The following is a 19,627-nucleotide window of genomic DNA, read 5'->3' on the forward strand; positions in this document are numbered from 1 at the left end:
CAAATCTTCTTGACCCTATCCCCTTCTAGAGTCATTAAGGTCGGGCATGGTTCCCCACTAGGATGCGAAGCGTCTGGGGATCAAATGGGAATGTGGACGGGGATGACCAAATCAGGGCCCTAAGCCACGACCGCCCCCGCGACTGTGTGTGGTGAGCGACTGTCAATAACGTCACTGGTGAAAACACTGGGAAGGCAAGGCAGACCGCGATGATCCACAAGTCAGGACACCAGCCAAGCAACCGTGGCAACACGGACCAAGAAAACGGACGGGGTGTTCCGTGATGGTAAAGGGTAAAACCCTTCTATCGCATCATGAACCCTCCCAAATGAAATAATTAATTGGGGGATTCCTAATGAGAAAAATTTTCGCAACTTTGGCAACAACTGTTGCCCTTGGCCTTGGCTAAATCCACCCACTAAATAAATGCATTAACGGTCAGATTTCCCTAACCGTTCTCTTTTCACAACTCTACGGACACATAATTCAATGGCTCAAAAAATCCCTGCTACAGTTGTTACTGGCTTTCTAGGCGCTGGCAAAACCACACTGATCCGTCACATGCTGCAAAATGCCGAAGGCAAGCGCATTGCATTGATCATCAATGAATTCGGCGACCTTGGTGTGGATGGTGATATCCTTAAAGGGTGCGGTGACGAAACATGTACCGAAGATGATGTAATGGAACTGTCCAACGGCTGTATCTGTTGTACAGTTGCTGATGACTTTATCCCAACTATGGAAAAACTGCTAGAACGCGATCAAAAGCCTGATCACATTGTGATCGAAACTTCTGGTTTGGCTTTACCACAACCACTTGTGCGCGCGTTCAACTGGCCAGAGATCAAGACCAAAGTGACCGTTGATGGTGTTGTTACAGTGGTGGATGGTAAAGCCGTCACTGAGGGTCGTTTTGCCCATTCTGTTGAGGCTGTTGATGCACAACGGAAACTGGATGAGAACTTAGATCACGAAACACCATTATCTGAATTGTTCGAGGATCAGGTCGCTTGTGCCGACATGATCGTCGTGAACAAATCTGATTTACTGGGCGCCGATGAAGCCAAAGATTTGGTTGCTAAGTTAAAAGGCGAAAGCCGTGACGGTGTGCAGGTTGTGAAAGCCTCTATGGGGGCTTTGCCTGTGGACGTGTTGTTGGGTCAGGGCATTGGTGCCGAAGATGATCTGTCATCGCGCCACGAAGTGCACCACCATCATCACCACGATGACGAAGACCATCACGACGATCACCATGATGATGACCACGATCATGATCATCACCACCATCACGAGCACAGCCACGATGAATTCGAAAGCTTTGTGGTGGATCGCGGTGAAATCACAGATCCAAATGCATTTGCAGAACAAGTGGCCGATGTGATCCGCGCACATGATATTTTGCGCCTGAAAGGGTTCGCGGCTGTTGAAGGCAAACCAATGCGTTTGACTTTGCAAGCAGTTGGACCACGTGTGGACACATATTTCGACAAGCCATTTGGTTCTGATCCACGCAGCACGCGTTTGGTTGTGATTGGTCAAGCTGGTTTGGATGAAGTTGCCATCACAAAGGCATTGCAAGCCTAATGTCTATCTCGGTCGCCATAGAAAGCCCGATCACTCCGGAAGGTCGTGAATTGATCGCAGGCAGTGAAGATGCGCTGCGTGCGGTTTATACCGAGGATGAATGCTTCACCTTTACGGCCGAAGAATTATTGGATGATACGATCGCTTTTTATGTCGCTCGCAAGGATGATGCACCTGTGGGCTGTGTGGCTTTGGTGGATTACAAAACCTACGGCGAAATAAAGCGGCTTTATGTACCACATACGGCACGCGGCTTAGGTATTGCTAAAATCCTAATGGCGCATTTGGAAAATGAAGCGACAGCCAAAGGACATACATCTGTTAAATTAGAAACAGGTGATAAATTGGCAGCGGCAGTTTCTCTTTACAAAACTCTGGGCTATTCCGTTTGCGGAAAATTCGGCGACTACGAAGATCACCCTGCCAGCCTGTTCATGGAAAAGGCATTATAGATGCACCTGCTTGCAGCCACACCTGGCAGTATTGATGACGGCTCAGAACCCGTTGATTTAGGTCAAACTCCAGCAGATATCATTTTTATTTCTGCCGCAGATACCGAGCTTGCAGGGCTTTCAGAAGCCCGCGCAAATCTGGATAGTAACGTCGGCAGTTTACGCTTAGCAAGCATGATGCATTTACAGCATCCGATGTCTGTTGATTTGCACATTGAGGATTGCGCAGAAAAATCCAAAATTGTGATTGCCCGCGTGTTGGGTGGCACTGGATATTGGAAATATGGTTTAGAGCAATATGCCATGCGTTTGGGTGCAGCTGGTATTCCATTTGTGGCGCTACCTGGGGACGATAAACCAGATCAAGAACTGTGGGATTTATCCACGGTTTCGCGCGAAGACTGGGATGCGCTTTGGGCTTATATGGTCGAAGGTGGGCCGCAGAATAACGAAAATTTCCTGCGCTATGCTCAAGCGATGTTAGATGGCTCAGAAAAACCCGCTGCTGCAAGCCCATTGTTGCGTGCGGGTGTCTATTGGCCCGGCGCTGGGATAGCCGATATTGAAGCAGCACGTGAAGATTGGACGGAAGGTGCACCTGTGGTTCCGTTGGTGTTTTACCGTGCCTTGGTTCAAGGGGCTGGGTTACATCCGATCAACCGTTTGGTGAAAAGCCTGTTGAAACGCGGTTTAAATCCGATGCCGATCTTTGTGGCCTCTTTGAAAGATCCAGTCTCTGTTGCCACACTTGAGAACCTGTTCGAGGCTGCACCGCCATCAACGATTTTAAACTGCACCAGTTTTGCTGTGGGATCACCGCATCAAGATGAGCATGGTAAAGGGGCATCGAACCCCTTTACCATGCCAGCCGCACAAAATGCGCCTGTGTTTCAGGTTGTTCTATCGGCAGCTTCAGAAGCCTCTTGGGAAGAGGGTTTGAATGGGTTGTCAGCGCGAGACATCGCGATGAATGTTGCTTTGCCAGAAGTAGACGGACGCATTCTATCGCGCGCTGTTTCATTCAAGGGTGAAGCGTTTTTTGATGAAGCTACGGAATGTGCGATTGCCACATATCGTGCCCGTGGCGACCGTATTGAGTTTGTGGCAGAGCTTGCCAAAAATTGGGCTGAACTGCGTAAGACTGATATTGCGGATCGCAAGGTTGGCATTATCTTGGCAAACTATCCAAATAAGGATGGTCGACTTGCCAATGGTGTAGGGTTGGATACGCCTGCGGGTACTGTGAATGTATTACAGCATTTGGCAGCGTCTGGATATACGGTTAAAGACCTGCCAGCGGATAGCAAGGCATTGATGGATCGCATCACATCTGGCCCGACGAATTGGCTGACAGACCGGGCTGACCGCACAGGTGGTGAGCGTTTAACTTTGTCTGAGTATTTAGACGCTTATAAAAAGTTACCATTGGACGTGCGTGATAAGATCACTGACCAATGGGGCGCACCTGAGGATGATCCATTTTTTACAGAGGGTGCATTCGCTTTATCGATCTTTCCTTATGGCAATGCAGTTGTTGGTGTGCAGCCTGCGCGTGGTTATAATATTGATCCGAAAGAGACCTACCATTCGCCTGATTTAGTACCCCCGCATAACTATTTGGCGTTTTATTTCTGGATGCGTCACCACTTTAAAACCGATGCATTGATCCATATGGGCAAGCACGGGAATTTAGAGTGGTTACCCGGCAAAGCTTTGGCTTTGTCCGAGACATGTTTGCCCGAAGCCGTGTTTGGCCCAATGCCACATATTTATCCGTTTATCGTGAATGACCCTGGTGAAGGAACGCAGGCAAAACGCCGCGCACAGGCTGTGATTATTGACCATCTTACGCCGCCATTGAGCCGTGCTGAAACCTATGGGCCGTTAAAAGACTTAGAGGCTTTGGTGGATGAATATTATGAAGCGGCTGGCGTTGATCCACGCCGCTTGGATCATCTGCGCCGTGAGATATTAGCGCTGACATCTGCCACTGGTCTGAACGAAGATGCTGGCATGACGGGGGAAGATGAAGACGGAGATTTGGCAAAGCTGGATGAATATCTGTGCGAGCTAAAAGAAGCGCAAATTCGCGACGGCTTGCATATTTTTGGCGCCTCCCCTGAGGTGGGGTTAGAAGCGGATTTGGTGCAAGCTCTGGTGCGTGTCCCGCGTGGTACAGCACAAGGCGCAGATGCATCGTTGCAACGGGCTATTGCAGCTGATCTGGGGTTGGATTTTGATCCGCTGGATTGCGAAATGGCGAAGACTTGGGATTTGGCAAGACCTGACGCTTTGGCTGCTGTATCTGATGATCTCTGGCGCAGTTATGGGGATACGGTTGAGCGGATTGAATTGCTGTCTGGTGCTTTGATTACTGGACAAGATGCAGTTGGGGATGCTTCGCAAGCCGTATTGGATGGGATCGATGCGCATGTGCGGCCTATCGTACAGGATTGCGGACCATCAGAGATGAAGGGGCTCCTCACCGCCCTGAATGGGCAGTTCGTCGCCCCTGCGCCTTCTGGCGCGCCCACTCGCGGACGTTTGGATGTTTTACCTACGGGGAAAAATTTCTTTTCCGTTGATAGTCGTGCGGTACCCACACCAACTGCTTGGGCATTGGGGTGGAAATCTGCGAACCTGTTGATTGAACGTCACTTGCAGGATCACGGGGATTGGCCACGTTCAATGCTGTTAACCGCTTGGGGTACAGCGAATATGCGGACGGGTGGGGATGATATTGCACAAGCTCTGGCGTTGATGGGCGTGAAACCGAAATGGGATAGTGCGAACCGTCGTGTGACTGGGTTTGAAATCTTGCCCTTGTCCGTTTTGGATCGCCCGCGTGTGGATGTCACATTGCGGGTCTCTGGTTTTTTCCGCGATGCATTCCCGCAATTGATTGCACTTGTAGACTCCGCAGCCCGTGCAGTGATGGAACAAGATGAACCACATGATATGAACCCAGCTTTGGCAGCCGCAAGTAAAGGCGAGGAAAGCCACCGTGTGTTTGGATCAAAACCCGGGGCTTATGGCGCTGGTTTGCAAGCGATGATTGATGAGCGGTTGTGGAATGATCAGGCGGATCTGGGCGATGCTTATCTGGAATGGGGCAGCTATGCTTATGGGAAAAATGATCAGGGCACATCGGCACGTTCTGCTATGGAAGCGCAGCTATCCCGTGTGGATGCGATTGTGCAGAACCAAGACAACCGCGAGCATGATATCCTAGACAGCGATGATTACTATCAATTCGAGGGCGGTGCAGCGGCTGCTGTGAAATCGCTACAAGGCAAGGATCGCCCGATTTATCACAATGACCATTCCCGCCCTGAACGGCCTGTTATCCGCACACTTGATGATGAGATCGGGCGTGTCGTGCGCAGCCGTGTGGTGAACCCAAAGTGGATCGATGGTGTGAAGCGCCATGGCTATAAAGGGGCGTTTGAAATGGCCGCAACGCTGGATTATCTGTTTGCTTTTGCAGCGACCACAGGTGTTGTGAAAAACCACCACTTCGACCTGGTGCACAATGCATTCTTAGAAGATGATGATACGCGTGAGTTTATCGCAGAGCATAATCCAGCCGCCCTGCGTGAAATGGCGGAACGCTTGCAAGAAGCGATTGATCGTGGATTATGGGTGCCAAAGTCGAACTCGGCACGTGCGCGGTTAGAGGAATTATTATGAGCAAAGGGCATTGTCTATGTGGATCGGTTTCTTGGGAATACTCAGGACCTGAAACATGGGCGTGCTTTTGCCATTGCGATACATGTCGCCGCAATTGTGCAGCCCCTGTTGTGGCCTTTATCGGTGTGCGTTTGGATCATTTCAAATGGACGGGGCAAACGCCGAAATATTATGCCTCTTCCAAAGGGGTGAAACGCCATTTCTGTGATACGTGCGGCACGCCTATGGCATTTGAAGCCGAGCATTATGCAGGTGAAATTCACCTTTACGCAGCAAGCCTTGAAAACCCGCAGGAATTCAAACCCGAATTCCACGTCCATTACGAACATACATTAGACTGGTTGCATATGGCGGATGATCTGCCAAAATACCCTAACTCAAAGACCTAAAGGATACGCCAATGACCGAGGATACAGAACGCCACGCCGTGAAGATGGCCAAAAAGAAAGCCGCGCGTGATAAGATCATGGCGACCAAAACTGAACAGCGCGGTTTGATCATCGTGCATACAGGTAAGGGTAAGGGCAAATCTTCAGCAGCCTTCGGGATGATTTTCCGCCACATCGCGCATGGCATGAAATCTGCGGTCGTGCAATTCATCAAGGGCGGTATGTCCACAGGTGAACGTGATCTGATCCTGAAAAACCATTCTGACATTTGTTCGTTCCACACGATGGGCGAAGGATTTACGTGGGAAACACAGGACAAAACACGTGATACGGAAATGGCACAAGCGGCTTGGGAAAAGGCCAAAGAGCTGATCCGTGATGAAAGCAATTCTATGGTTCTGTTGGATGAGATTAACATCGCCATTCGCTATGACTATGTGGATATCAATGAGGTTGTGGAATTTCTGGCCACCGAAAAACCACATATGACCCATGTTGTTTTGACAGGCCGCAACGCCAAAGATGACCTGATTGAAATCGCTGATCTGGTGACGGAAATGGAACTGATCAAACACCCGTTCCGCTCAGGTATCAAAGCACAGATTGGTGTGGAATATTGAGCATTGAGGACTGGCAAGACGAGCTGAAAGAGCTGCGTGCCGAAGTGGCACGGCTGAATTCACATCGTTTTATCAGAATGCACAATTCGACCACGCGGCTTGTTTGGTTTAACTTCCTGCGTGGTTTGGCCTTTGGTCTTGGGTCTGTGATCGGGGCTACGGTTTTGGTTTCGCTTTTGGTTTTCTTTTTACGCGAGATCAATTTTATCCCGATTATTGGGGATTGGGCAGCGCAGGTTTTGGATGTTATTTCAGCAGATACAACGCCAAGATAACAAGCGTAGCACAACCACCTACGCCCCGCCGCTGATTTCAGTGGCAGGGTAAATCGTTTGTTTACTGTATGATGATTAAGATTGGCGGGCCCGCCGATGTGCGGTTATAGCCGGACAAGGGGTGGTGGCCCCCTGAAACTTGATCTTAACTGTTAAGCTCGGATGATTTTCGCATTTGATGCTGTCACACACCCTTTGAAAACCCGTGAACCACTTTTGCTAGCAGGGAAGTTATACTCCGCAAACTCTTTACGTTTTGTTAGAGGTGCGTACGCAACCTATTCCATCTGCCAATCAACGGTGAAATTGCGAGGTAGGTCAAAGGAACCACCACCCGCATAATCCGCAAGTACTTCACCGACTTTATGCGCGATGCCAAAGCCGACGGTATAGGCGCCCATGGCACTGTATACACCTTTTACCTCTGGTATGGGTCCCAACATTGGGTGACGGCGACGTGCTTTGGGACGTAGCCCTGCCCAACGCTGTAGGATGTGTGCCTCTTTTAAAGCAGGCATCAAATCATAGGCTTTGTCCAAAATCACATCCAGTTTGTCATCAATTTCAAACGGTTGCCCCCATGTTTTTTCAGATGTCGCCCCAATGGTCGTGACACCACCAATATGCGGAATGATATAAACACCGTTGGCATAGATTTGTGGGACATCGCCCATGTCATAGTCCAACAAAGCCGCCTGCCCTTTGACACCAACGCCTGTGTTGCACCCCAGATGGTAGTCCAACAAAGCAAAACCTTCGGTACCGCCTGCAATGATGATTGCATCAGCGCGAGCTTCGCCCCAAGCCCCGAAAACAGTGTGATCGTCAAAACCTGTGACACGGCGGTTTTCTATGATTTCCACGCCTAGGTTTTGGCACGCTTTTGCAAGCGATACGACCGCTTTAGCAGGGTATATGCGCGCTGTGATTTCATCGTGGACAACACCATATGGCGTGGTTGATGATGGCAACATTGGATGGCTTTCCAACACGTTCCATTTGTACTTACCTAGGAAAACTGTTTTAGCAATTTCGCGACGTTCTTCTGCCAGCTCACGGTCCCGTTCTGTGGTGATTGGAATAATGCGTCCGATACGCCCATAACCTGATTGCAGGCCAGATTTTACATCGACCTCAGCCCAGAAACGTTCGGCACTGTCCAATGCTTCGAACTGGAACTGTTTCTTCTCATTCCAACTGTCAGGCGCATGAGGAGCCATTGCGCCAACAATACCACCGCTGGCACCTTGTCCAACTGTACCTGCTTCGAATACTGCAACGGATTGTCCGCGTTTGGCACATGCATAGGCACAGGATAATCCCCATACGCCCGCGCCAATCACAATCACATCCCACTCTTTGGGCATTTAATATCACCTTTTAAAACATGCAGGCTTGCTTTACTCCAAAGCCATATGAGCGACCAGAGCAAAACCGCAAAACTTGAATGGCGTGATGGGGTGATCCCCATCGCAACCCAATTCGATGATCCATATTTCAGCCTAGATGATGGGTTGGCGGAAACCGAATTTGTATTTCTAGGTGGCAATGATTTGCCCGCGCGATTTGTGGATGGGTTTCATATAGCAGAATTGGGTTTTGGAACCGGTTTGAACCTGTTGGCTGCATGGCGCGCTTGGGTGCAATCGGAGCAAAAGGGACGGTTGCATTATACCAGTTTCGAAGCTTACCCGATGGATATAGCCGCCATGGCCAAGGCCACGTCTGTCTGGCCAGAATTATGTGGGTATTCAAAAGATATGATCGCGCATTTGATGAATGGGTCATTTCAAATTGAGACCCCTAATTTATCCGCAAAGATCATTATTGGGGATGCCCGTGAAACAGTCGCAAAATGGGATCATAAAGCGGATGCATGGTTTTTAGATGGGTTTAGCCCTGCGAAAAACCCAGAGCTTTGGGAAACGGGTTTGATGCAAACGGTCGCGGATCATACAGCCCCACAGGGAACCTTTGCCACATACACGGCTGCGGGACATGTCAGACAAAGCTTGGCAAGTGCAGGTTTTACAGTCACAAAGGTCAAAGGGTTTGGGCGCAAGCGCCATATGACCGTCGGTACTTTGTGAAAGATACAGGGAATGCCAGAGAACAACAGCCAACTTGGTATCACCTTAATGATATTCACAACGTTTGTATTTGCGATGCAAGACGGTATATCACGACATTTAGCAGGTGAATATAACGTCTATATGGTCGTGATGATCCGCTATTGGTTCTTTGCCGCATTTGTCATTGCATATGCAAAAATCAAACGGGGATCTGTGCGTAAAGTTGCGCGCACACAACAGCCTTTGTTGCAGATTGCACGTGGTTTGATCTTAGTGACTGAGATTTGCGTGATGGTTTTAGGGTTTGTTTATCTGGGCTTGATCGAAGCTCATGCGATTTTTACAGCATATCCTTTGATCATTGCAGCCCTATCAGGTGTTATCTTGGGCGAAACTGTTGGTTGGCGGCGGTGGTCTGCGATCTTGGTTGGCTTTATTGGCATCTTGGTGATCTTGCAGCCAGGGCTCAGGGTCTTTAGCCCCAATGCACTTTTCCCCCTTATCGCTGCCCTAATGTTTGCTCTTTATGGCTTATTAACGCGTTATGCCGCCCGTAAGGACAGTGCCGAAACCAGTTTCTTTTGGACAGGTGTTGTGGGGGCTATTGGCATGACATGCGTCGGGATCTTCTATTGGGAGCCTATGTCAGGCAGCGATTGGATTTGGATGATAGCGCTTTGCATCACAGGCGCCTTGGGCCACTTCACCCTGATTAAGTGTTATGAAGTGACCGAAGCCAGCACCGTACAACCCTTTGCCTACATGCAATTGGTTTTTGGCAGTGGTTTAGGGTTGTTAGTCTTTGATGAAACTTTGCGTTGGGGCACAGCCATAGGAGCTGGCATTGTGATCACCGCAGGTTTGTTCACACTTTGGCGCGAACATGTGGCCAAAAAATCAGCCGCGCGTTAGATCTTGGGTTAATTGCAACGGGGGCGTCGCGCCGTTCAAACGTGCACGGTATACATGCAAAGATTCCATAACGCGCATCACATAGTTTCGCGTTTCTCGGTACGGAATATGTTCAATCCAATCCACCTGATCAATTATGCTGTCCCGGGGATCGCCGTATTCTTCGATCCATTTTTCAGCGCGGTTTGGGCCAGCATTGTAACCCGCGAAGGCAAGAATATATGACCCCTCGAAGAGCTTTAACAAACCACCCAAATAAGCCGTTCCAAGTTGCGCATTATACCGCCAATCTGTTGTCAGCCTTTGTTTGGAATATTCCACACCAATATCTTCGGCCACATTTCGTGCAGTACCTGGCATAATTTGCATCAAGCCACGTGCACCTGCTGGGCTTATTGCCGTCGCATTCAGCTCACTTTCACGGCGCGCAATCGCCATAGCAATTTCTGGCTCCACGTCGACAGAGTAATTCGCCAAATCCGTCACTGGGAAATACGCTTTAGACAAAATCATACCGCGTTTTGCCCCCTCTTTCGCAACAGCAAGTGCCACATTCGGACGGTTCAACTCTAATGCAAGATCAGCCAACTGGCTTAACCCCACCGTGTCCAAGCTTTCTGCAACATGAGAAAAGAACCATCGCAAACGCGGTTGGTCATCAGCGTAATGTAGCAACAAACCAGCACGGATTGGGGCAGAGCTCAAAAATGTAGCCGTGCGCCAGTCCGGTACATTTTGCAGACCTGTTAAGGATGCATCTGGATCAAGACCCAGTTTTTCCGCAGCCAACTGACCGTAAAAGCTGGTTTGATATTTGGCGCCCTCCGTATAGGCGGCAGATGCTTTTTCATAATCGCCAAGCTGTTCATAGGTTCGGCCCAACCAATACCCCGAGCGGCCCAAACTAATTGGGCTTTTTACTGCAGAGTTAAAGGCTTTAAAATGCATCAACGCCTGTTGCGGTGCCTTCATTTTCGTTAGCGCAATATAACCAGACAGCCATTCAAGATCAGCAAAGTTAGATCCAGAGGACAATTCATGTTGACTGGCCAAGAAATACGCCAAATCTGTATCACCTGAACGCATGGCGCGCCGCGCAAACCCACGACGGCGGCTGGCCCATTCTTCAGGGCGACCCAATTTAGCAACTGATCCTGTATGACGCGCAAGGAATTCTTGGGCATCATCCCAACGTCCCTTTTTCACGCGCCATTGAAAGCGATCATAAGAAAGCCCCGGATCATTCATCAAACGTTCTGGAATGGCTTCGATATCCGCATCAACCGCTTTGCTGGCACGTTGCAAACTGATCCGCGCCTTTGCCAGTTTAATTTGATCTTGTGGAACACGATCCAACATCCGCTCTGCTTCGCGTGTACGGCCACGCCACAACAGGTTATCAAGACGTTGTTCATTATAGCGCGACAACACCCCTTTGAATTTTGCATATAGTGCGCGTTCTTCGTGTTCCTTTAACGACATTTGCGTCCATGCGCGGATTGCTTCGGTGCGCGCTTCGGATGCACGTCCCTGTGCGGAATACGCTTCAGCCAATCGCAATGACCCTGCCCCAGTTTGTGGCATCTGGATCGCAAAATATGCCCGCACATTTGCAGCATCTGCATTTGGTGGAATTGCCGCTTCGCCTTTGCGACGCAATCGTTTCAAACCAGGCCAATCAGAATTGACCTCCAGAAACGCCATATACTCTGACCAGTTGCCCTCGCCCTGACGCAAACGTTCCCATAAAACCAAATCTGAGCCGACGGAATCATTGATCTGGGCGGCGTAATGATCCGCAGTTACCCAATCTTCGTTACTAACGGCATTAAAAGCCGTTGAAAGCAGATCACCATTTTCCTCTTCGGTATTAGACCACGCCGTAATGGGTGCCCAAAAGGTCACACAAATCGTGATTATTCTGATCCAAAACGACATAGACAGGCTTTCATTCGAATTCTGTGGAGAAAATAGCCAACTTCCTCTTGTTTTCCTAGGATCTTCTTGGCAAAGGTCGGATTGTTCGTGCCAAATGGCACAAATGACGTTAAAGCAACACACTATGTATCATCTATCGGAGGTTAAACCCATGTTTAAAGGTTCATTCCCAGCTCTTATCACACCGTTTAAGAACGGTAAGGTGGACGATGATGCATTGAAGGCATTGGTTGAGTGGCATATCGACGAAGGCACACACGGTTTGGCACCCGTGGGCACGACTGGCGAAAGCCCGACCTTAAGCCATGCTGAGCACATGCAAGTGATCAAAACTGTGGTAGAGGCTGTAAATGGCCGTATCCCAGTGATTGCTGGTGCTGGTTCAAACAACACAGCTGAAGCCTTAGAATTCGCACAGTTTGCAAAAGACGTAGGCGCCGATGCGGCATTGGTTGTGACACCATATTATAACAAACCAACAGCACGCGGTTTAGTTGCGCATTACACAGCTTTGAATGAAGTTGGCATTCCAATCATTATCTACAATATCCCGTCACGCTCTGTGATCGATATGTTGCCAGAGACAATGGGTGAATTGGCTAAACTGGAAAACATCGTTGGCGTGAAAGACGCAACAGGTGATTTGGCGCGTGTTTGTCATCAACGTGCATCTTGTGGTGCTGACTTTGTTCAGCTGTCTGGTGAAGATGCAACAGCGCATGGATTTAATGCCCAAGGCGGCGTTGGCATGATTTCTGTAACAGCAAATGTTGCGCCAAAGCTTTGCGCAGAGATGCAAGAAGCCACATTGGCAGGTGACTTTGCAAAAGCGTTGGAACTGCAAGATAAACTGATGCCATTGCACAATGCGATCTTTACAGAACCAGGTTTGGTTGGCGCAAAATACGGCGTTGCCAAATTGGGTCGTGCATCTGATGAGGTGCGTTTACCACTGACAACATTATCAGATGAAACCAAAGCAAAGATGGATGCAGCCATGCGTAATGCAGGGCTGATCAACTAGGGCTATGGCCGCAAAGAAAAAGAAACCTACGGACAACAACAAACTGATCGCTGAAAATCGGCGGGCTCGGTATGACTATGCCATCGAGGACACGATTGAATGCGGTATGGTTTTGATGGGATCCGAGGTGAAATCCCTTCGCGGTGGTGGTGCGAATATCACGGAAAGCTATGCGGATGTTGAAGATGGTGAATTGATGCTGATCAACAGCTCTGTTGCATTGTATTCTCAAGCCCGCAACTTTGGACACGAAGAACGTCGTCGTCGTAAATTACTGGTGTCAAAACGCGAGTTGTCGAAGTTATGGCAAGCGATCGGGCGCCAAGGTATGACACTTGTGCCCTTGAAGATGTACTTCAACGAAAAAGGCCGTGTGAAGCTTTTGCTGGGTGTCGCTAAGGGTAAAAAGAACGCTGATAAACGCGATACGGAAAAGAAACGTGATTGGCAGCGCCAAAAATCCCGTTTGATGCGCGATCACGGCTAACAATCCCATTTTTCAAGTTTTCTTGCAAAATTTGCGGGTTTTTCTATGGTAAAGCCACAGATTACAGTCCCGTGATCTGAAAAAAATATAAAGGGGACTAAAAATGGAAGCTTTGATTATACAAGCCGTTTCTGGTGCAATTGGCGGCAATCTCGCTGGTGCAGCTTTAAAGAACCTCAATATGGGCGTGTTATTAAATTCTGTAGCTGGCATTGTTGGTGGTGGCGTAGGTGGTAATATTTTAAGTGCAGTCGCAGGCGGTGGTATGGACGGCATCGTTGGCCAAATCGCAGGCGGTGGTGTTGGTGGTGCAGTCGTGCTGGCAATCGTAGGCGCTGTTAAAAATATGATGAATAAATAAAGGCTGTCATAGCCTGAAATTTTAAACGCGCATGCCTAATCCCATGCGCGTTTCTTTTTGTCCACTTGCATCCCCTTCGCGACAGGTTTAGGTGGAGACGAACGACAAAGAGGCTGGGATCATGATTCATTCAGATCCGAAAATTTTAGTTACAACCGATTGGTTGGCGCAGAACCTGTCAGACCCAAACATTCGGGTGTTAGACGGCTCTTGGCATTTACCCACTGAAAACCGCGACCCGTTTGCAGAGTTCCAAGCAGAGCATATTCATGATGCGCAGTTTTTCGATATTGATGCGATCAGCGATACCTCATCTGACTTGCCACACATGATCCCATCAACGGATCAATTCGCGCAACAAGTTGCAGCTTTGGGTATTTCGAATGACAGTCAGATCGTTGTCTATGATACCGAAGGTCTGTTTTCAGCTGCGCGCGTTTGGTGGCTGTTCCGTTATTTCGGCCATATGGATATTGCCGTTTTAGATGGCGGTCTGAAAAAGTGGAAAACCGAAGAACGCGAGACAACAGATCAGACCGTTGCGGCCCCTGCTGCAAATATGTCTGCCACTGCGACCCCGACAATGGAGCGCAAAGCCGCAGAAGTTTTAAGTGCCAGCAAAACACTAAGTGCACAAATCTTGGATGCCCGCGCCCCTGCCCGTTTCAAAGGTGAGGTTGCCGAACCACGCGCAGGGTTGCGTTCGGGTCATATGCCAAATGCCATCAATGTGTTTTTTAAGTCACTTTTGAATGACGATGGCACACTGAAATCAATTGACGAATTGCACACGATATTCAAAGCGCAAAGCGTCGACCTAAACAAACCGATCATCACCTCTTGTGGCTCAGGCGTGACAGCCTCTGTCATCATGCTGGCTTTACAGATGGTCGGACACACAGATAACGCACTCTATGATGGCTCTTGGTCAGAATGGGGTGGGCTTCATGATTATCCCGTTGAACAGGGCTAAGGCCCAAAAGGAAATACAATGTTAAACAATCTTAAACCACGTCCAGCTGATAAAATTCTTGTGCTGTCTACTCTGTTCCGTGCAGACGATCGCGCAGAAAAAATCGACCTTGGTGTTGGCGTTTACAAAAACGCCGAAGGCCACACACCGATTATGCGCGCTGTGAAAAGTGCTGAAAAGCAATTGTGGAATGAAGAAGATACAAAAACATACACAAGCCTGCCTGGTGACGCTGGCTTTCACCAAGCTATGGCAGACATGGTTTTGGCTGATAGCGTTGACCGTGACCGCATTTCATTTTGCGCGACACCAGGTGGCACAGGTGCCATTCACAATGTTTTGGAAACAATCCAAGCGGCACACCCAGACACAACTGTTTGGTTAAGCAACCCATCATGGGGCAACCACCAATCTATGTTGAACCACTTGGGTATGAAATCAGTTTCTTATGATTACTTTGATGCAGAAGCTTGTGCTGTGGATTACCCAGCAATGCTTGCCAGCCTTCAAGGTGTAAAAGAGGGCGATGTCGTGTTGTTACATGGCTGCTGCCACAACCCAACAGGTGCAAACATCAACAATACACAATGGGAAGAGGTTGCTGAATTGCTTTTGGCAAAAGGCGCTATCCCATTCGTAGACATCGCATACCAAGGGTTCGGCAACGGTTTGGAAGAAGATGCATTTGGCACACGTTTGCTGGCGTCTAAATTCCCAGAAATGATGATCGCAGCCAGCTGTTCTAAGAACTTCGGTATCTACCGCGAACGCACAGGTATCGTGATGGCCATTTCTGCGGATGCGGAAACTGCAAAAGTGACACAACAAACATTGTCACACATGAACCGTCAAAACTTTAGCTTTCCACCAGATCACGGTGCACGTCTTGTGACAATGGTTCTAACCGATCCTGAGTTGCGCGCAGAATGGGCCGCAGAGCTGGAAGAAGTGCGCACAGGTATGTTGGCATTACGCCAACAATTGGCTGATGCATTGAAAGCAGAAACTGGTTCTGATCGTTTTGGTTTCATCGCAGATCACCGCGGAATGTTCTCGCGTCTGGGTTTGACCGAAGAACAAGTGATTAAATTGCGTGAAGACAATGCAATTTATATGGTGGGCGACAGCCGCATCAATATCGCTGGTTTAACGCAGAAAAACGTACCTATTATTGCAAAAGCTGTGGCTGCAGTTCTCTAAATATAGGGGCTGATCACACTCTTTTCTCAACATTTTGCGCAATTGTTACAAAAAAACGTTTGGAAATTTCGCAAAGTCGTTGCATGATTCACTTATCGGCAACAGCCGGTCAAAGTAAACAATCGAAAGGAGGTGCCAATGATTATTGGGAAACAGGAGCAGCTGGTGAAGGATACGTGCGAGGTGACGACCTAGGGGGCAGCCCCTCTACTAGACATCTGGCTTCAAGATTTTCTAATCTTGCTTGGCCACCTCTAAATCTCGAGACGAGCCCGCATTCCTTGGTGCGGGCTCTTTCAATTGAAGAATACTAACTTAGTCTTTATATCGGTTGCTAATGGAATAAGGACTAAGTCATGGCACGTCGCCCAACACTTAAAGATGTTGCACAAATTGCCCGTGTCAGTGAAATGACAGCATCACGCGTTTTACGTGGCAAAGGAGAGGCATCCGCCTATACATGCGACCGTGTCCGCGATGCTGCGAAAACCTTGGGATATGTGCCCAATCAGATTGCAGGGTCTTTATCCTCTAACCGCGTGAATTTGGTGGGCGTGATTGTACCATCGGTCAGTAGTTCGGTTTTTTCAGAAGTTTTAACAGGCATCATCAACGTTTTAAAAGAAACGCAATTACAGCCTGTTTTTGGTGTGACTGGTTATGACTTAGACACTGAAGAGACGGTTATTCGCCAAATGCTATCATGGCAGCCAAGTGGTGTTATTCTGGCTGGATTAGAGCACACAGAAACCGCTCGTCGTATGTTGCAAAACGCTGGCATTCCAATTGCCGAGATCATGGATACGGATGGTGATCCCGTTGATATGAACATCGGTATCTCGCACGAAAAAGCAGGATACGAGATGGGGCAGATGTTTGTGGAACGTGGATATAAAAAGATCGGGTTCATCGGTACAAAAACCGAAACAGATTACCGTGCCACAAAACGGTTGCGTGGTTTTGAACGGGCTTTATCCGAAGCAAACCTATCCATCATTGACCGTGAGTTTTACACAGGATCATCCTCCCTGATCATCGGGAAAGATATTACCAAGATGCTGTTGGATCGCAGCCCAGATTTGGACTGCATCTATTATTCAGGTGATATGATGGCCTCTGGCGGTTTGATGCATTGTTTGCAAAACGACATTTCCGTACCCAACCAACTGGGGCTAGCGGGTTTTAACGGCTTGGACATTCGCGAAGGGTTGCCAGCTTTGACAGCTACAACATATGCATTCCGCAAAGAAATCGGTGAAGCGGCGGCAAAGATGATTGTTGCAGCAAAAAACTCTGAAAAAACACGCACAGGGGAAAAAATCAGTTTTGATCCTGTCATCCATATCGGCGATACGTTGTGATATGATAAAAATTTCCGACAGTATCGCATTGGAAGACTGGGAAATCACCGAAAGTTTCCATCGTTCATCAGGCCCAGGTGGTCAGAATGTGAATAAAGTTTCTACGGCTGTAGAGTTGCGGTTCGAAGCTGCACGTTCCCCGAACTTACCACCCTATGTAAAGAACCGCTTACGAACTTTAGCGGGACGAAAATGGACCAAGGATGGTGCATTGATTATCACGGCTGAAAAGCATCGTTCGCAAGCTATGAACCGCGAATTGGCGATGGAAAAATTGGTAGCTTTGATCCTGAAAGCAACAGAACGCCCCAAATACCGTGTTAAGACGCGCCCCACACTCGCATCTAAACGTCGTAGGCTTGAGGGTAAAAAACAACGCTCTCAAATCAAATCATTGCGCGGCAAAATTTCCGAGTAAACCTTAACAGGTTATTCATTTTCTTTTCTCATTCTGAAGGTTAAATAGGACCTTTTAGATATGTTTTTCAGATCACTGTTATCATTCTTCCATTTTATGGTGATCATTATCGGCTTAACTATTCCACACCAAAGCTTTGCATCAGAAGTCAAAAAGCTACCAAAGTTATCTTATATAACCGCAGGCACGTTGCGGTTTCCCTATTCATTACAGCCCAATGACGACAATAATATTTACTTTGAAACATTCATCAAAGTTGCCTTGCCCGTCTGGAAAACGGACAGGACCAAAGTGTCTTTTTTCTTGCGTGGGTTTTACAGCGGTGACAGTCAAGAATTCAGTTTCAACAATCGTGCAAAAATATCTATTGGCCTCTCGTATAATCGCAAGTTAAGTAAAACGTTTAACGTTTCATTAGATCTGCAATACGACATAGATAATCGCTATACGACACAACAAACTCAAACTGGTTTGCGCGGAAAGCTATCCTATTTCTATTACGATAATATCTGGCGCAATCGCCCCCGCGATCACAAAGGCTGGTTTCGGCAAAATTCATGGGCAAAAACTTGGGGTGTTCTTACATTTCCTGAAAGCTTAGCTGATGGCAATCGCAATCTGGCATTTATTACGGGTGGTGAACTGGCAACAGCATTTGTACGCCCAAACTCAAAGCTGCAATATGTACCTTTTGTCGATCTAATCCTTGCCAAAGATAGCTATAAATTAGCGGCAAATAGCAAAGCGATTTTTGGGTTGGGATTTAAATTGCGTAAATCTATCAAAGGTGGGGAAATTTCTGCGGGGGCCAAATACGCATTTGATCGTCGTTGGACGCGTGGCACCACCCAAAGTGGTGTTGTTGTATCGGGTGGTTGGTATAAATCCTTTTAACACCCTCTGGACGACTCTGGTTTGCAGGCGTATAGGGTCGCGCATGTCTAAATTTGTTGTTGCAGCGCTATATCACTTTACGAAGTTTAAGGACCACAAGTCTCTTCAAGCTCCGCTTCAGGCTGTCTGTGATGAACACGGCGTCAAAGGATCACTTTTGCTGGCCTTTGAAGGCATCAATGGAACAATTGCAGGCACACGCAACGGCATCGATGCAGCATTAGCTGCAATCCGCGCCTTGCCAGGTTGTGCTGATTTTGAGCACAAAGAAAGTTTCGCAAGCCACATGCCATTTTTGCGCATGAAGGTGAAACTAAAAAAAGAGATCGTGACATTAGGTCAACCGTCTGTCGACCCAACAGCACATGTTGGGAATTATGTAAACGCCGAGGACTGGAACGACCTGATCGAACAGGATGATGTTGTGGTCATCGACACGCGTAATGATTACGAGGTTGATATCGGCACATTCAAAGGTGCAATTGATCCGAAAACAAAATCATTCGGTGAATTCCCAGCGTGGTGGGCGAAGAACAAAGAACGATTCCACAACAAACGCATCGCGATGTTTTGTACTGGTGGCATTCGCTGTGAAAAATCCACGAACTTCTTGATGAACGAAGGCGTTGAGGATGTGTACCATTTAAAAGGTGGTATTCTGAAATACCTAGAAGAAGTACCACAAGAAGACAGTACATGGGATGGCGAATGCTTTGTCTTCGACAGCCGCGTTTCTGTGAAACACGGGCTGGAAGAAGGCAGATATGAGCTGTGCTTTGCGTGCCGTATGCCATTGGCGCCCGAAGATTTTGACCGTCCCGAATTTGAGCATGGCGTGACTTGTCACCAATGCATCAATGACCATTCCGAAGAGCGCAAAGAAAGCTTTCGCGAACGTCAAAAGCAAATCCGTTTGGCCGAAGAACGCGGCACAAAACATATCGGATCATAAACCGTTAGACGTGCCCCCGAATGCT

General features: G+C 48.3%; 19 protein-coding genes and 1 riboswitch. Of the genes, 17 read left to right on the top strand and 2 right to left on the bottom strand.

From position 1 onward, the window contains the following. Positions 1-30: 30 nt before the first annotated feature. A riboswitch (cobalamin riboswitch) is annotated at positions 31-253 on the top strand. 236 nt (positions 254-489) lie between these two features. From cobW to F9L33_RS06750, 6 genes are read left to right on the top strand one after another with little or no spacing between them, the layout of a single operon-like run. Then, on the top strand, positions 490-1,584 hold the full coding sequence (cobW, locus tag F9L33_RS06725; RefSeq protein WP_152142005.1) for a cobalamin biosynthesis protein CobW: 1,095 nt from the start codon (positions 490-492) through the stop codon (positions 1,582-1,584). Beyond that, positions 1,584-2,036 carry a GNAT family N-acetyltransferase gene (locus F9L33_RS06730; RefSeq protein WP_152142006.1) on the top strand — a complete coding sequence of 151 codons (453 nt, stop codon included), beginning with the start codon at positions 1,584-1,586 and terminating at the stop codon, positions 2,034-2,036. Before cobW ends, F9L33_RS06730 begins: the two co-directional genes overlap by 1 nt. After that, a complete protein-coding gene (gene cobN, locus F9L33_RS06735) occupies positions 2,037-5,726 on the top strand; it encodes a cobaltochelatase subunit CobN (RefSeq protein ID WP_152142007.1) in 3,690 nt (1,229 codons plus the stop codon). Next, positions 5,723-6,115: a GFA family protein gene (locus F9L33_RS06740; RefSeq protein ID WP_226804011.1), complete on the top strand. Its 393-nt coding sequence runs from the start codon at positions 5,723-5,725 to the stop codon at positions 6,113-6,115. The genes cobN and F9L33_RS06740 overlap by 4 nt, the downstream gene beginning before the upstream one ends. 11 nt (positions 6,116-6,126) lie before the next feature. Further along, positions 6,127-6,735, top strand: a complete 609-nt coding sequence (gene cobO / locus F9L33_RS06745) for a cob(I)yrinic acid a,c-diamide adenosyltransferase (protein ID WP_152142009.1) — start codon at positions 6,127-6,129, stop codon at positions 6,733-6,735. Next, positions 6,732-7,010 carry a DUF5665 domain-containing protein gene (locus F9L33_RS06750; protein ID WP_226804013.1) on the top strand — a complete coding sequence of 93 codons (279 nt, stop codon included), beginning with the start codon at positions 6,732-6,734 and terminating at the stop codon, positions 7,008-7,010. Before cobO ends, F9L33_RS06750 begins: the two co-directional genes overlap by 4 nt. A 278-nt stretch (positions 7,011-7,288) precedes the next feature. Here the strand turns inward: F9L33_RS06750 and F9L33_RS06755 are convergent, their stop codons facing one another. Further along, positions 7,289-8,377 (bottom strand): FAD-binding oxidoreductase, encoded by a 1,089-nt coding sequence (locus tag F9L33_RS06755; protein WP_152142010.1) that lies wholly within the window; start codon positions 8,375-8,377, stop codon positions 7,289-7,291. A 48-nt stretch (positions 8,378-8,425) separates the two neighbouring features. Between F9L33_RS06755 and mnmD the strand changes: the two genes are divergently transcribed. Together mnmD and F9L33_RS06765 are read left to right on the top strand one after the other, a co-directional pair. Beyond that, positions 8,426-9,100 carry a tRNA (5-methylaminomethyl-2-thiouridine)(34)-methyltransferase MnmD gene (gene mnmD / locus F9L33_RS06760; protein WP_152142011.1) on the top strand — a complete coding sequence of 225 codons (675 nt, stop codon included), beginning with the start codon at positions 8,426-8,428 and terminating at the stop codon, positions 9,098-9,100. 12 nt (positions 9,101-9,112) lie between these two features. Continuing rightward, positions 9,113-9,994: a DMT family transporter gene (locus F9L33_RS06765; RefSeq protein WP_152142012.1), complete on the top strand. Its 882-nt coding sequence runs from the start codon at positions 9,113-9,115 to the stop codon at positions 9,992-9,994. On the opposite strand, the gene F9L33_RS06770 is transcribed toward F9L33_RS06765, so the two are convergent. Continuing rightward, positions 9,980-11,932 (bottom strand): lytic transglycosylase domain-containing protein, encoded by a 1,953-nt coding sequence (locus F9L33_RS06770; protein WP_152142013.1) that lies wholly within the window; start codon positions 11,930-11,932, stop codon positions 9,980-9,982. The genes F9L33_RS06765 and F9L33_RS06770 overlap by 15 nt on opposite strands. Positions 11,933-12,083: 151 nt before the next feature. Between F9L33_RS06770 and dapA the strand changes: the two genes are divergently transcribed. The 9 genes from dapA to F9L33_RS06815 all read left to right on the top strand — a co-directional run bounded on the left by dapA (position 12,084) and on the right by F9L33_RS06815 (position 19,602). Next, the gene (gene dapA, locus F9L33_RS06775) at positions 12,084-12,956 is read left to right on the top strand and encodes a 4-hydroxy-tetrahydrodipicolinate synthase (protein ID WP_152142014.1); all 873 of its coding nucleotides are present in this window, start codon (positions 12,084-12,086) and stop codon (positions 12,954-12,956) included. A 4-nt stretch (positions 12,957-12,960) separates the two neighbouring features. Beyond that, positions 12,961-13,443, top strand: coding sequence for an SsrA-binding protein SmpB (gene smpB / locus F9L33_RS06780; RefSeq protein ID WP_152142015.1), 483 nt, complete (start codon positions 12,961-12,963; stop codon positions 13,441-13,443). A 103-nt stretch (positions 13,444-13,546) separates the two neighbouring features. Next, the gene (locus F9L33_RS06785; RefSeq protein ID WP_152142016.1) at positions 13,547-13,804 is read left to right on the top strand and encodes a hypothetical protein; all 258 of its coding nucleotides are present in this window, start codon (positions 13,547-13,549) and stop codon (positions 13,802-13,804) included. Between the two features lie 121 nt (positions 13,805-13,925). Further along, positions 13,926-14,777, top strand: coding sequence for a 3-mercaptopyruvate sulfurtransferase (gene sseA, locus F9L33_RS06790; RefSeq protein ID WP_152142017.1), 852 nt, complete (start codon positions 13,926-13,928; stop codon positions 14,775-14,777). An 18-nt stretch (positions 14,778-14,795) separates the two neighbouring features. Then, entirely contained in the window at positions 14,796-15,977 is a 1,182-nt protein-coding gene (locus F9L33_RS06795; protein WP_152142018.1) for an amino acid aminotransferase, read from the top strand. A gap of 356 nt (positions 15,978-16,333) precedes the next feature. Continuing rightward, positions 16,334-17,338, top strand: a complete 1,005-nt coding sequence (locus tag F9L33_RS06800) for a LacI family DNA-binding transcriptional regulator (protein WP_152142019.1) — start codon at positions 16,334-16,336, stop codon at positions 17,336-17,338. A gap of 1 nt (position 17,339) precedes the next feature. Then, complete coding sequence (gene arfB, locus F9L33_RS06805; protein ID WP_152142020.1) at positions 17,340-17,756, top strand: alternative ribosome rescue aminoacyl-tRNA hydrolase ArfB; 417 nt, start codon at positions 17,340-17,342, stop codon at positions 17,754-17,756. A 60-nt stretch (positions 17,757-17,816) separates the two neighbouring features. Continuing rightward, on the top strand, positions 17,817-18,650 hold the full coding sequence (locus F9L33_RS06810) for a hypothetical protein (RefSeq protein WP_152142021.1): 834 nt from the start codon (positions 17,817-17,819) through the stop codon (positions 18,648-18,650). A gap of 43 nt (positions 18,651-18,693) precedes the next feature. Next, positions 18,694-19,602 carry a rhodanese-related sulfurtransferase gene (locus F9L33_RS06815; protein ID WP_152142022.1) on the top strand — a complete coding sequence of 303 codons (909 nt, stop codon included), beginning with the start codon at positions 18,694-18,696 and terminating at the stop codon, positions 19,600-19,602. The last annotated feature ends 25 nt before the right edge of the window (positions 19,603-19,627 follow it).

The sequence above is a fragment of the Amylibacter sp. SFDW26 genome, from assembly GCF_009184395.1.
In the GTDB taxonomy this organism is placed as follows: domain Bacteria; phylum Pseudomonadota; class Alphaproteobacteria; order Rhodobacterales; family Rhodobacteraceae; genus Amylibacter.

What these genes read in the sequence shown, in the direction of transcription:
- F9L33_RS06815 (WP_152142022.1), top strand. Translation starts at nt 18,694, where the DNA reads ATGTCTAAATTTGTTGTTGCAGCGCTATATCACTTTACGAAGTTTAAG.
- F9L33_RS06755 (WP_152142010.1), bottom strand. Translation starts at nt 8,377, where the DNA reads ATGCCCAAAGAGTGGGATGTGATTGTGATTGGCGCGGGCGTATGGGGA.
- sseA (WP_152142017.1), top strand. Translation starts at nt 13,926, where the DNA reads ATGATTCATTCAGATCCGAAAATTTTAGTTACAACCGATTGGTTGGCG.
- cobN (WP_152142007.1), top strand. Translation starts at nt 2,037, where the DNA reads ATGCACCTGCTTGCAGCCACACCTGGCAGTATTGATGACGGCTCAGAA.
- F9L33_RS06730 (WP_152142006.1), top strand. Translation starts at nt 1,584, where the DNA reads ATGTCTATCTCGGTCGCCATAGAAAGCCCGATCACTCCGGAAGGTCGT.
- F9L33_RS06795 (WP_152142018.1), top strand. Translation starts at nt 14,796, where the DNA reads ATGTTAAACAATCTTAAACCACGTCCAGCTGATAAAATTCTTGTGCTG.
- cobO (WP_152142009.1), top strand. Translation starts at nt 6,127, where the DNA reads ATGACCGAGGATACAGAACGCCACGCCGTGAAGATGGCCAAAAAGAAA.
- F9L33_RS06770 (WP_152142013.1), bottom strand. Translation starts at nt 11,932, where the DNA reads ATGTCGTTTTGGATCAGAATAATCACGATTTGTGTGACCTTTTGGGCA.
- F9L33_RS06740 (WP_226804011.1), top strand. Translation starts at nt 5,723, where the DNA reads ATGAGCAAAGGGCATTGTCTATGTGGATCGGTTTCTTGGGAATACTCA.
- dapA (WP_152142014.1), top strand. Translation starts at nt 12,084, where the DNA reads ATGTTTAAAGGTTCATTCCCAGCTCTTATCACACCGTTTAAGAACGGT.
- F9L33_RS06785 (WP_152142016.1), top strand. Translation starts at nt 13,547, where the DNA reads ATGGAAGCTTTGATTATACAAGCCGTTTCTGGTGCAATTGGCGGCAAT.
- mnmD (WP_152142011.1), top strand. Translation starts at nt 8,426, where the DNA reads ATGAGCGACCAGAGCAAAACCGCAAAACTTGAATGGCGTGATGGGGTG.
- F9L33_RS06765 (WP_152142012.1), top strand. Translation starts at nt 9,113, where the DNA reads ATGCCAGAGAACAACAGCCAACTTGGTATCACCTTAATGATATTCACA.
- arfB (WP_152142020.1), top strand. Translation starts at nt 17,340, where the DNA reads ATGATAAAAATTTCCGACAGTATCGCATTGGAAGACTGGGAAATCACC.
- F9L33_RS06810 (WP_152142021.1), top strand. Translation starts at nt 17,817, where the DNA reads ATGTTTTTCAGATCACTGTTATCATTCTTCCATTTTATGGTGATCATT.
- F9L33_RS06800 (WP_152142019.1), top strand. Translation starts at nt 16,334, where the DNA reads ATGGCACGTCGCCCAACACTTAAAGATGTTGCACAAATTGCCCGTGTC.
- cobW (WP_152142005.1), top strand. Translation starts at nt 490, where the DNA reads ATGGCTCAAAAAATCCCTGCTACAGTTGTTACTGGCTTTCTAGGCGCT.
- smpB (WP_152142015.1), top strand. Translation starts at nt 12,961, where the DNA reads ATGGCCGCAAAGAAAAAGAAACCTACGGACAACAACAAACTGATCGCT.